This is a genomic window from Paenibacillus sp. P32E, from assembly GCF_001909085.1.
GTDB classification, from domain to species: Bacteria; Bacillota; Bacilli; order Paenibacillales; family Paenibacillaceae; genus Paenibacillus_AQ; species Paenibacillus_AQ helianthi.
Map to the genome: position 1 here is coordinate 116815 of NZ_LVYY01000005.1, position 12423 is coordinate 129237.

Sequence of the window (12423 nt, forward strand, 5' to 3'; positions counted from 1 at the left end):
TGACGATTTTATCTAACAGCTACTCCCCTTTACGGGATATATTAAATTTTATTGGTTACGTGTGTGACTTAAAAGTATCATATATGACTTGAGAGCCATTGTCAATGCCTGTGAGAATAAATATCAATAGATAACGACTAGAATGGAAACGGAAACATGATATATGTAGGTTAGATAAACTAACATATGGTATGGCGAAACTGCAAACAAAAGGAAAATGAGGGCTTTTTAAGCCTAAACCTGATTGACGATGTGTAGGAATGAAAATATGATGAGACTAATTAAAGCGGTCAGGCGAGTTGTTGTTAGGTAATGTAACATAAACTCATTTGGCTCTGCCAGATAAACTCTATTAGAAATTAAGCAAATGCTTACGAAGCGAGTTTTACTCGATGACACATCAGGGAAGTCAATGCTCGTAAAACTTTTAGGAGGTGGGAAATGATGCAGCCATCGTCGTGTATATCAAGTGCAGCAGAGGAGGAGCTCAGCCGCCACCCTTGCTACAGCGAGGAAGCCCATCGGTTTTATGCCAGGATGCACATCCCGGTAGCTCCCGCCTGTAACATCCAGTGCCATTACTGCAACCGCAAGTTTGACTGCGTGAATGAGAGCAGGCCTGGAGTGGTCAGTGAGGTGCTTACCCCGGAGCAGGCAGAACGTAAAGTGAGAGGGGTGGCTGCTCAGCTCATGCAGCTTTCGGTAGTCGGCATTGCCGGTCCCGGCGATCCGCTGGCGAATCCTGAGCAGACGTTCGATACGTTCGCCCGGGTTAAGGAATACGTGCCGGATGTATCTCTGTGCCTCAGCACCAACGGATTGACGCTTTACCGGCATATCGATGAGATTATGGAGCTTGGTATCCGCCATGTCACCATCACCATCAATGCCATTGATCCTGAGGTCGCTGAAGAGATTTACCCTTGGGTGTTCGACGAAGGTGTGCGCTACGAAGGAAGAGCGGCAGCGGAGCTGCTGATCAGCCGCCAGCTGCTCGGTCTTGAAATGCTGGCAAAGCTGGGGATTCTCGTCAAGGTCAATTCCATTATGATTCCAGGGGTCAACGACCATCATTTACCCGCAGTGTCCAAAAGAGTAAAAGAGCTCGGGGCTACACTACACAACGTCACACCGCTTATTATCGCACCGGGCAGCCAGTACGAGCTGGACGGCCGCAAAGCGCCCCGTCCGAAGGAACTGCACAATCTGCAGGAACTCCTTGGCCGCGACGGCATGAAAGTGATGCGCCACTGCCGGCAATGCCGGGCTGACGCTATCGGGCTGCTGGGCCAGGACCGGAATCAGGATTTCCCTCTTGAAGGGATGGAGGCTGACCCGGTGATCAACCAGGAGGCCAGAGCGTTATTCCAAGGTGAGCTTGATGCGAAGATCCGCGAGCGGGTCCAGGCCAAACAGGCCAGACGGCTGCAGGAGAATGCCCCAAAAGTAAGGGTCGCGGTAGCTACCCGGGGCGGCGATAAGGTCAATCAGCATTTCGGGCATGCGACAGAATTCCTGGTATACGATACCGACGGAGCGGATGTACAGCTGCTCGGTGTCCGCAAGATACAGGCTTATTGCCAAGGCAAAGCAGACTGCAACGGTGATAAAGCCGCCACGCTGCAAGAAATCATATCCATTCTAAGTGATTGCCGCATTCTTCTCTGCTCCGGCATCGGGGATGGCCCGCGTGCCAGCCTGAACAAAACCGGAGTCTTGCCTCTCGTCCGTAAAGGTGGAATACAGGAAGCGATTCTCGAAAGTGTGAAGTACAGCTCTTATTTTGAAAAACTAAACATTTCGAAGGGATGATGAATCATGAGACAAATAGCTTTCTACGGTAAAGGCGGTATCGGTAAATCCACAACTTCCCAAAACACTTTGGCCCAATTGGCCACCAAATTCAAACAAAGAATTATGATCGTTGGCTGTGACCCTAAGGCAGACTCCACCCGCCTGATTCTGAATACCAAAGCGCAGAACTCCGTATTGGAACTGGCGGCTGAACTGGGTTCGGTAGAGGATCTGGAGCTTGAAGATGTGCTGCAGACTGGCTTTGGCGACATCATCAATGTAGAATGCGGCGGACCTGAACCGGGCGTAGGCTGCGCAGGACGCGGGATCATTACTGCCATCAACTTTCTGGAGCAGGAAGGCGCGTATCAGGATCTGGACTTCGTATCCTATGACGTACTGGGCGACGTGGTATGCGGCGGTTTCGCAATGCCAATCCGCGAAGGCAAGGCACAAGAGATCTACATCGTGTGTTCCGGTGAAATGATGGCCATGTACGCAGCCAACAACATTGCACGCGGTATCCTGAAATATGCTACCAGCGGCGGCGTGAGACTGGGCGGGCTGATCTGCAACAGCCGTAACACTGACCGTGAAGATGAACTGATCATGGAGCTTGCCCGTCGCCTGAACACTCAAATGATTCATTTTGTTCCCCGCGATAACATTGTTCAACATGCCGAACTGCGCAGAATGACAGTAGCCCAATATAACCCTGCCCATCAACAAGCTAAGGAATACGAAATCCTGGCTGAAAAAATCCTCAACAACAAAATGCTGACCATCCCTACTCCGATTTCCATGGAAGAGCTGGAGGAGCTGCTGATGGAATTCGGTATCATCGAAGATGAAGAAGCAGCGATCAAGAAGCTGCAAGCTTCCGGTCAATAAGACTGCCCAAGCCGTGATTACCCAGTCATCCGGTGAACGGAGTGGAGAGACGTCTTCACCGGATGAACTTTCAGTGGCTAATGGCCACGCAGGCGGCTTAAGCGTCCTGCACCACGATAAGGAGGGTCAATAAATGGGACTGAATATCGAAGAGAATAAGAAATTAGTAGAAGAGGTTCTGGAAGCCTATCCCAAAAAAGCAAAGAAAGACCGTGAAAAGCATTTCCAGATCAATACCGAAGAAGCTCAATCCTGCGGCACCTGTGCCCTGAAATCTAATATTAAATCCCGTCCGGGCGTAATGACCCCCCGCGGATGCTCTTATGCAGGCTCCAAAGGTGTGGTATGGGGGCCCATCAAGGATATGGTTCATATCAGCCACGGTCCCATCGGCTGCGGACAGTACAGCTGGGGTACACGCCGCAACTATGCCAACGGGACGCTGGGAATCGATAATTTTACGGCTATGCAGATCACCAGTGATTTTCAGGAAACGGACATCGTATTCGGCGGTGATAAGAAGCTGGAAGTGATTATGCGTGAGATCACAGAAATGTTCCCCCTTGCCAAAGGGATTTCAGTACAATCCGAATGTCCGGTCGGTCTGATCGGCGATGATATTGAAGCGGTATCCAAAAAAATGTCCAAAGAACTGGAAATGCCGATTGTTCCGGTACGCTGTGAAGGATTCCGCGGTGTCAGCCAATCGCTGGGTCACCATATTGCCAATGATGCTATTCGTGATTTCGTACTTGGCAAAGCTGAGCTGGCTGAAACCGGCCCATACGATGTCAATATCATCGGCGATTATAATATCGGCGGCGATGCATGGGCTTCGCGGATTCTGCTGGAAGAAATGGGCCTTCGCGTCATTGCCCAGTGGTCTGGGGACGGTACTCTGAACGAACTGGAAATTGCCCATAAGGCTAAGCTGAACCTGATCCACTGCCACCGCTCGATGAACTATATGGTGGAGCATATGGAGAAGGCCTACGATATTCCATGGATGGAATACAATTTCTTTGGTCCAACTAAGACCTATGAGAGCCTCCGTGCGATCGCAGCCCGGTTCGATGAAACGATTCAGGAGAACTGTGAGAAAATGATTGCCAGACACCAACCGGAAATGGATAAAATCATCCATAAATTCAAACCGCGTCTGGAAAACAAAAAGGTTCTGCTGATGATCGGAGGACTGCGTTCCCGCCATACGATCGGCGCTTATGAAGATCTGGGCATGGATATCGTAGCTTCCGGTTATGAATTTGCCCATAAGGATGACTATGAAAAGACCTTCCCGATGATGAAGGAAGGAACCATCATTATGGATGACCCGACTGCGTATGAGCTGGAAGAGCTCGCTCAGAAATTGAATGTCGATCTGGTAGGCTCAGGCGTCAAAGAAAAGTATGTGTACCACAAGATGGGCGTTCCGTTCCGCCAAATGCATTCCTGGGATTACAGCGGTCCGTATCACGGGTTTGACGGCTTTAAGATTTTTGCCAAGGATATGGATATGACCGTGAACAGTCCGGTATGGAATCTGATCAGCAAGAAGGAAAAAGCGCAGAAGGAGGGGGCGGGCGTATGAGTAAGGAAAAACTGGATATTCCAGACTACAACTCGCTATTTGCAGAGGAACGCTACGTTCAGCAGCGGGCAAATAAAAAGCAATTTGAGGCACCCTGCAGCGAGCAGGATACAGCGGAAGCACTGGCCTACTCCAAATCTGCAGAATATATGGAAAAGAACTTTGACCGTAAAGCGGTTGTGATCAATCCGCATAAAGCCTGCCAGCCGCTCGGCTCGGTGATGGCTGCCCTCGGATTCGAGAAAACACTGCCATTCGTTCATGGATCGCAGGGCTGCAACTCGTATTTCCGCAGTCACCTCAGCCGCCACTTTAAAGAGCCTACGCCTGCGGTTTCCTCATCCATGACCGAAGATGCAGCAGTATTCGGCGGCATGAACAATCTGATCGACGGATTGGAGAACAGTATTGCCCTTTACAAACCGGAGATGGTAGCCCTCTGTACAACTTGTATGGCTGAAGTTATCGGTGACGACCTTTCGTCTTTTATTGGCAATGCCCGCATTAAAGGCGTGATCACGGAAGAGTTTCCGGTAGCCTTTTGTAATACACCGAGCTTTGTCGGCTCGCATATCACCGGCTATGATTCCATGCTGAAAGGCATATTGAGCTACCTGTATGAACGCTCTGGAATTAAGGCTAGCCCTGGAAGCGGTACGGAATCCGGTGAGAAGCTGAATGTAATGCTTGGTTTTGAGCCTTACACCGGCAACTTTGCGGAAATCCGCAAAATTCTTGAAGCCTTTGATACCCAATATACGATCCTTGGTGACCACAGCGGCAACTATGACTCTCCGGCAACAGGCGAGTATGAATATTATTACGGCGGTACGAAGCTTGCTGATGTGCCCTTGGCGGCCAATGCGCTAGGCTCGCTGTCTCTTCAAAAATACACCCTGAAAAAGACACAGGACTTTATCAGCGGAACCTGGAACCAGCCGATCACTGCAATGTCTACACCACTGGGGATCACCGGTACGGATAAGCTGCTGGAAGCGGTCAGCGAGCTGACGGGTCTTCCGGTTCCAGCTTCACTTACCGAAGAACGGGGCCGAGTCGTGGATGCCCTGACGGACAGCCACCCTTATCTGCACGGCAAAAGGGTGGCGCTCGTAGGCGATCCTGACCTGTTGATCGGACTCATTGGATTCTGCCTCGAAGTGGGGATGGAACCCGTGCATATCGTCTGCTCAAACGGTGATGTGGATTTTAATGATGTGAAATTTAAAGATGAAGCTCAGGCTCTTCTGGATTCAAGCCCTTATGGCTCGGAGGCTACCCTGTACATCGGCAATGATCTCTGGCATATGCGTTCGCTGCTCTTGAATGATCCGGTTGATCTGGCTATCGGCAGCTCGCATCTGAAATTCGCCGCCAAGGACGCGGGTGTACCGCTGATCCGGGTAGGATTCCCGATTCTCGACCGTCATCACATGCACCGTTATCCCATTATCGGTTACCAGGGTACTCTGAACCTGCTGAGCCTGATCGTGAATACCGTGCTGGATGAGCTTGACCGTAACCACTCCGGCTTTAACTATGATTTGGTTAGGTGAGAAATTCTTACTTGAAGCAGAATAAATGTAAAATGATTTCACCCGGCGTTCTCTGGTCCCTACATCTCGGCGAAGGATTCTTTCAGCCGAATTTCTGGGACGGGGCAGGCCGGGAATTTGGCAATCATGTAGAATGGCCGTCTTAGCAGCGCAAGGTTTGCGTGAAGCAAGCAACTTTTTGCGAAGGAGATGAAGAGCCGATGGAACCTGTTCGAAAAGACGAATTTGACTCCGGGGCTTGCGGGAGCCTGGCTCCAAAAGTAAAGCCCTGTCCACGGCCCAAACCGGGTGAAGCGGCTGGAGGCTGCTCCTTCGACGGAGCCCAAATTACACTGCTGCCGATTATGGATGCTGCACATCTTGTCCATGGTCCGATTGCTTGTGCCGGGAACAGCTGGGAGAGCAGGGGAACCCTGTCCAGCGGCCCGTCCCTGTCTCAATATGGTTTTGCTACGGATCTTACGGATTCCGATATTATTTTTGGCGGAGAAAAGAAACTGAAGGATAGTATTGACTATATTGCCGAGCGCTTTGCGCCTCCGGCAATATTTGTATATTCAACGTGTGTGACTGCTCTGATTGGTGAAGACATGGATGCTGTCTGTAAGACTGCAGCCGAGCGGCTCGGCATCCCGGTCATCCCTGTGAACAGTCCCGGATTTGTCGGCAGCAAGAATCTCGGCAACCGGCTGGCCGGAGATGCGCTGCTGCAATATGTTATCGGCACCGGAGAACCGGCTCCCGAGATGTCCATGGGTATCAACCTAATAGGTGAATACAATATTGCCGGTGAGATGTGGGATATCGAGAAGCTGATGAACAACGCAGGTATTTCGGTAACCTCACGTATTACTGGAGATGCCCGCTATAAGGAGCTTACTTGGGCGCACCGTGCGAAGGTGAACATGGTTGTCTGCAGCCGGGCTTTGCTGGGACTCGCCAGGGAAATGGAGTCCAGATACGGAATTCCATACTTTGAGGGCTCATTCTATGGCGCCAAGGAAACGACCTATTCGCTAAGACAAATGGCTTATTTGATGAATGACCGCGAAATGGAGCGCCGGGTAGACCGCCTGACCGAACGTGAAGAGGCCCGTCTTACCCAGGATCTTCGTCCATACCGCAAGATCCTGAAAGGTAAGAAGGCGGTGCTCTATACCGGCGGTGTCAAAAGCTGGTCCGTTATTTCTGCACTTAAGGAGCTTGGTGTTCAGGTGGTGGGCGTTGGCACGAACAAAAGCACGGAAGATGACGTTCGGCGGATTGCCGACCGTGTGGGGGATGACACCGAATATATTCCCGAAGGCGGAGCCAGCCGCATCCTCAAAACGGTGCGGGAACGCAAAGCGGACATTATGATCGCAGGCGGCCGTAATATGTACGTGGCCATGAAGGAACAGATTCCGTTCATTGATATCAACCAGGAGAGACACAAGGCTTACGCTGGTTACGAAGGGCTCTTGCGGCTCGCCAAGGAGCTGACCTATTCCCTGGCCAATCCGATCTGGAAGCTGACTGCCACTCCGGCCCCATGGGATAAGGAGGCGCCTCCCTATGACCGTTAACAGAAGGAAGAAGCCGGCTTCGGTCAATCCGATCAAAATCGGCCAGTCGCTCGGCGCCGTGCTGGCACTGCAGGGCTGTTACCGTGCCATGCCGCTGATGCACGGTTCGCAGGGCTGCTCTGCTTTTCCCAAGGCGCTGCTGACCCGTCACTTTCGTGAGCCGATCGCCGTTCAGACCTCCGCGCTGCAGGAGATGGATGTGATCTTTGACGCGAACCGCAATCTGGAAGAGGCCCTGAATGTGGTGTTAAGCAAGCACCGGCCTGATATTATCGGGATCATCGGGACGGAATTGACCGATGTGGCCGGGGTGGATTATCAGAGCATGCTCAAGTCCTACAAGCGGGAACGGAATATGCGCGGGGGGCTTGCTTTTTCCGTGGTATTGCCGGATTTCCGCGGGTCACTTGAATCCGGCTTCAGCGCTACCGTGGAGTCCATGATCGATGAGATGATCCAGCAAGTAGGGCATAAGGGCTCACGAAGCGTAAATACCCGGCAGATTACACTGCTGCCCGGATCATTTCTGACACCTGCGGATGTGATGGAGTTGAAGGAGATGATATCTTCCTTCGGATTCGAGGTTATTGCGCTGCCGGACATTTCAACTTCCTTGTCAGGGCATTTGCTGACCGGCTTCTCCCCGCTGACCCGTGGCGGTGTGCCGCTGGATTCCATGCTGCAGAGCCTGCAGTCCGGACTGACGATCGCGATCGGCGGCAGTATGGAGCGCCCGGCAAGGAGACTTCATAATGCGCTCGGTACGCCGTACAAGGTATTCGAGAGTGCGATGGGGCTTAAGGCTTCGGATGAACTGCTGCATTTTTTGCACCAGATCAGCGGAGAGCCGGTGCCGCTGCGGTATTGCTGGCAGCGGGAAAATCTGCTCGATAGCATGCTTGACGCGCATTTCCAGTTCGCCGGAATGTCCGTTGTGGCTGCGCTGGAGCCAGACCACCTGTACTCGGTCTCCGGGTGGCTTGAGGAGCTGGGTGTGGAGCAGAAAGCGCTGATCGCCTCCTATGAAACACCGCTGATTGCAGGGATGGAGCGCGAGGTATGGGTAGGGGACCTGGACGATGCCGAAGTGCTGGGCACAGGCGCTGATCTATGGATCAGCAATTCGCATGGTATTGCCGGAGCGCAGCGGATGGAAGCGGCATTTATGCCGGCAGGGTTTCCGGTATGGAATGAGCTGGGGGCATATATGTCAGTCTCTGTTGGATATAGAGGGGCTATGGAATGGAGTAATAAAGCAGGGAATTTGTTAATGCAGAGGGAGGTGGGCCGCCGTGAAAGTAGCATTCGCCACAGATGATGGAAACCGGGTGAATGCCCATTTCGGGCAAAGTCCTATGTTCGCCGTATATAATGTGACCAAAAATGGCGGTGAACTTCTTGAGCTACGCAAGCTGCCGGTCGTTCTGAATCAGGATGAAGCCGGGAAAATTGACAGCCGCCTGGCGGCGGTAGAGGATTGTACGCTGATCTTCATCATGCAGATCGGCGCTTCAGCCGCGGCGCGGGTGACACGCCGCAAGATAATGCCGGTCAAGGTTCCCTTCGGCAGCCCGATTGATGAGCAGGTGAAACGTCTGGTTGAGATGCTTCAGGGCAAGCCGCCGATGTGGCTGGCCAAAGTCCTGCGTGCAGAAGAAGAAGAAGGCACAGGTGAAGGGGAGGAAGCGAATGGAACCGTTGGCTAATGACAGGTTGGCATTTCAGGCGGAAACTTTCCAAGAGGAGGCGTCGGTACAACCCCGCCGCCGCAAGGCGGTAAAAGAACTGGATCAGGATACGGCGGATGCTTTTGTCCGCCGTTTGTGCAATCTTTTGGATACAGCCGACTTCTTCGGACGTCATGCTTCGCTATCCCCGCAAGAGAAGATAACCAAGCTGTTTCTGGCTTCGGCCGAGGACAAGGATAAATCCGAATTCAACTGTGCCGTATCACCGAAGGTTCGCCAGCAGGTTCCGGTTCTGTTCCAGGCGATCGCCGGGGTCATGGAAGAGAAGAGCGGAACCATGGTGCAAAGTACTGCCGAGATTAATGTAGAGGGCTTTGGGCGGGGGCTGCTGTACACCGGGCGTGTGATTCTGGTGCTCAAAAGTCTGCGGGCCGGTGCTCCTTTCCCGTTCACCTCCGAGGAGAAGACTATTCGTTATGGAGTGGAATGTATCGAGGAAGGCCTTGCGTTTCTGGAGAAATATAATGAAATGTCTGCCTTCCACGGTTTGCTGAGTCTGGAAGGCTAGGGACCAGAAATCTAATGTTCAGTCACAGGGGGAATCGGGGATGAAGCAGCTTGCCGGAGGTTTGGAGCTGGAACGGTATGCCCGGCAGTTGAAGCTGCTGGGTGAAGACGGGCAGAAGGCGCTCAAGGAAGCGACGGTCATGGTAGCCGGAATTGGCGGACTTGGAGGAACGGCAGCGATGTATCTGGCCGCGGCGGGCGTTGGCAAGCTTATTTTGGCCCATGAAGGAATAATTGTCCCGCCTGATCTCAACCGGCAGATTCTAATGGACACAGATCATCTGGGGATGGAACGGATCAGTACAGCTATAACCCATTTGAAGCGCCTGAACCCGCATGTCGAGATCGAGGGATATAATGCAAGAATTGAATATGACCTTGCCAAACCCTGGGTACAGGACGCAGATATTGTAATCGACGCCCGTTATGATTTTCCGGAGAGGTATGCTCTGAACCGCCTGTGTGTAGATACCGGCACACCTATGGTGGAAGCTGCAATGTACGGATTTGAAATTTCGCTTACCACCGTTATTCCTGGTGTTACACCCTGCCTCGAGTGCTTATACCCGGATGTGCAGCCTCAGTGGGAGCCGCTTGGATTTCCAGTTTTGGGAGCGACATCCGGAATTGCAGGTTGTATGGCTGCGCTGGAAGCCGTAAAATGGATTACAGGGGTAGGGACAACTTATGCGGGCGTGATGCATCGCTTCAGCTCACTCGACTTCGCCTGTTACAGCGTCCATATTTCCCGTAATCCGAATTGCGCTTGCTGCGGAGAAGGAGGTACACCGTGAAAAGTCTCAAGCTATGTGACACGACACTGCGGGATGGCGAACAGGCGGCTGGAGTTTCATTCACGAGGGCGGAAAAGCTGGAAATCGCAAAGTTGCTGTCGGAGAGCGGAGTTGAACAGGCAGAGGTGGGAATTCCTGCCATGGGTAAACGGGAGCAGGAGGATATTGCGGCAATTGCCGAATTGAATCTCCCCATGAAGCTAATGACCTGGAATCGCTCGGTACCGGGGGATATCGACAAGGCACGGGCTACCGGAGTGAACTGGAGCCATGTGTCTATTCCGGTATCGGAGATTCAGCTGCATGGCAAGCTGGGGCTAACGCCAGCGGAGGGACTGAACAAGCTGCTGGGTGCAGCGGAATACGCCCGGTCGCTCGGGATGACGGTGTCGGTGGGAATGGAGGATTCGTCCAGGGCCAACATGGGTTTTCTGGTTGAGCTGGTGAATTCTCTATATAAGGAGGGCATTCGCAGGTTCCGTTATGCGGATACCGTCTCAGCGCATCATCCGGGACAGATCGCCGAGCGGGTAAGCACGCTGCTTGGTGAGGTTCCTGCAGATGTCGAGCTGGAGGTGCACTGCCATAACGATTTCGGCCTGGCCTGCGCGAATACGCTCAGCGGCGTAGCCGCAGGGGCAGTCTGGGCCAGCACCACAGTGGCCGGAATCGGAGAACGGACCGGCAACGCAGCCATGGAGGAAGTCGCTATGGCCTGGCACCATCTGTATGGCGGAGAGAGTAACGTCCGATTTGATCTGCTGAAAGGCTTGGCCGACAAGGTGATTGCTGCTTCCGGACGAAGTGTTGGCGATGCCAAACCGATTGTCGGGCAGCTGGCTTTTACCCATGAGTCGGGAATTCATGTGGACGGGCTGATGAAGGAGAGAGCTACTTACCAGACCTTTGATCCCGCGGAAGTGGGCCGGAGCCATCAATTTGTACTCGGCAAGCATTCCGGCACCGGCGGCGTATCCCATGTGCTGGACCAGTGGGGCCTCCAGATTACCCCGGATACCGCAGGGCATTTGCTGGAGCGTGTCCGAGAATACGCGGAGTCCCATAAAGGCACGGTCCCGGAATATATGCTGGTGCAGTGGCTGATGGAGGAGCAGCAGCGGGCTCAGAATGCTGTATAAGCATAAGGAGTATTGCCGGTTACGGTGAAAATGAGGTTGTCTTATCTACCGGCAAGATTCCGGCAATGGGCTGAGCCCAACGTTAGGAATTCTCGCAGTCGGGAGTATGGGCAGTGCAGGCAGTGGTGTCTTCCTTGGGGGAGGCGGACACTGCTTGTTTTTTATACTCTCAGGCGCTTGAATATGACCGCACCCAAAAAGCATTTGAAAAATCAATGGAACGATTGCAGCTGGATTATTTGGATTTGTATTTAATTCATCAGCCTTACGGAGATATATTCGGCTCTTGGCGCGCAATGGAAGAACTGTACCATGAAGGTAAGGTGCGGGCTATTGGGGTCAGCAACTTTCATGAGGATCGTCTGATCGATTTGATTATTCATAATGAAGTGACTCCTGCCGTAAACCAGGTTGAGACGCATCCTTTTAATCAACAAACTAAAAATGCAAACTTTATGAAAGAGCATCATGTTCAGATCGAATCCTGGGCGCCTTTTGCTGAAGGGAAAAACAACCTGTTCCAGAATGAGGTACTGGTATCCATCGCTGCAAAGTATAATAAATCCGTTGCTCAGGTGGTTTTACGCTGGATGACACAAAGAGAAGTCGTTGTGATTCCAAAGTCTGTTCGTAAAGAAAGAATAATTGAAAACTTCGATATCTTTGATTTTGCATTAGATCCAGAGGATATGGCGTCGATTGCTGCGCTGGATACGAAACAGTCCCTGTTCTTCTCTCATCGTGATCCTGAAATGGTGAAATGGATTAGCAACCGTAAGCTTGATATCTAAATGTTGGGGAGGGTTATATATTCCTCATTAGTATCGGATTTCAGTAA

Annotated in this window: 11 protein-coding genes; all 11 read left to right on the plus strand. The window is 52.2% G+C overall.

Translation table 11 applies throughout. The features are described from left to right. Positions 1-444: 444 nt before the first annotated feature. Positions 445-1812 carry a nitrogenase cofactor biosynthesis protein NifB gene (nifB, locus tag A3848_RS06580; RefSeq protein WP_256702187.1) on the plus strand — a complete coding sequence of 456 codons (1368 nt, stop codon included), beginning with the start codon at positions 445-447 and terminating at the stop codon, positions 1810-1812. Between the two features lie 6 nt (positions 1813-1818). Next, positions 1819-2685, plus strand: a complete 867-nt coding sequence (nifH, locus tag A3848_RS06585) for a nitrogenase iron protein (protein ID WP_074084154.1) — start codon at positions 1819-1821, stop codon at positions 2683-2685. Positions 2686-2818: 133 nt separating this feature from the next. Next, positions 2819-4276, plus strand: coding sequence for a nitrogenase molybdenum-iron protein alpha chain (gene nifD / locus A3848_RS06590; protein ID WP_074084155.1), 1458 nt, complete (start codon positions 2819-2821; stop codon positions 4274-4276). Next, complete coding sequence (gene nifK / locus A3848_RS06595; RefSeq protein ID WP_074084156.1) at positions 4273-5832, plus strand: nitrogenase molybdenum-iron protein subunit beta; 1560 nt, start codon at positions 4273-4275, stop codon at positions 5830-5832. Before nifD ends, nifK begins: the two co-directional genes overlap by 4 nt. A 200-nt stretch (positions 5833-6032) precedes the next feature. Beyond that, positions 6033-7397, plus strand: a complete 1365-nt coding sequence (nifE, locus tag A3848_RS06600; protein WP_074084157.1) for a nitrogenase iron-molybdenum cofactor biosynthesis protein NifE — start codon at positions 6033-6035, stop codon at positions 7395-7397. After that, the gene (gene nifN / locus A3848_RS06605; RefSeq protein ID WP_074084158.1) at positions 7387-8715 is read left to right on the plus strand and encodes a nitrogenase iron-molybdenum cofactor biosynthesis protein NifN; all 1329 of its coding nucleotides are present in this window, start codon (positions 7387-7389) and stop codon (positions 8713-8715) included. The genes nifE and nifN overlap by 11 nt, the downstream gene beginning before the upstream one ends. Beyond that, positions 8690-9103, plus strand: a complete 414-nt coding sequence (nifX, locus tag A3848_RS06610; RefSeq protein ID WP_074084159.1) for a nitrogen fixation protein NifX — start codon at positions 8690-8692, stop codon at positions 9101-9103. The genes nifN and nifX overlap by 26 nt, the downstream gene beginning before the upstream one ends. After that, on the plus strand, positions 9087-9653 hold the full coding sequence (locus A3848_RS06615; protein ID WP_074084160.1) for a DUF269 domain-containing protein: 567 nt from the start codon (positions 9087-9089) through the stop codon (positions 9651-9653). Before nifX ends, A3848_RS06615 begins: the two co-directional genes overlap by 17 nt. Positions 9654-9693: 40 nt before the next feature. Continuing rightward, positions 9694-10446 carry a HesA/MoeB/ThiF family protein gene (locus tag A3848_RS06620; RefSeq protein ID WP_074084161.1) on the plus strand — a complete coding sequence of 251 codons (753 nt, stop codon included), beginning with the start codon at positions 9694-9696 and terminating at the stop codon, positions 10444-10446. Beyond that, positions 10443-11585 (plus strand): homocitrate synthase/isopropylmalate synthase family protein, encoded by a 1143-nt coding sequence (locus A3848_RS06625; protein WP_074084162.1) that lies wholly within the window; start codon positions 10443-10445, stop codon positions 11583-11585. The genes A3848_RS06620 and A3848_RS06625 overlap by 4 nt, the downstream gene beginning before the upstream one ends. A gap of 134 nt (positions 11586-11719) precedes the next feature. Continuing rightward, on the plus strand, positions 11720-12376 hold the full coding sequence (locus A3848_RS06630; protein WP_256702196.1) for an aldo/keto reductase: 657 nt from the start codon (positions 11720-11722) through the stop codon (positions 12374-12376). The last annotated feature ends 47 nt before the right edge of the window (positions 12377-12423 follow it).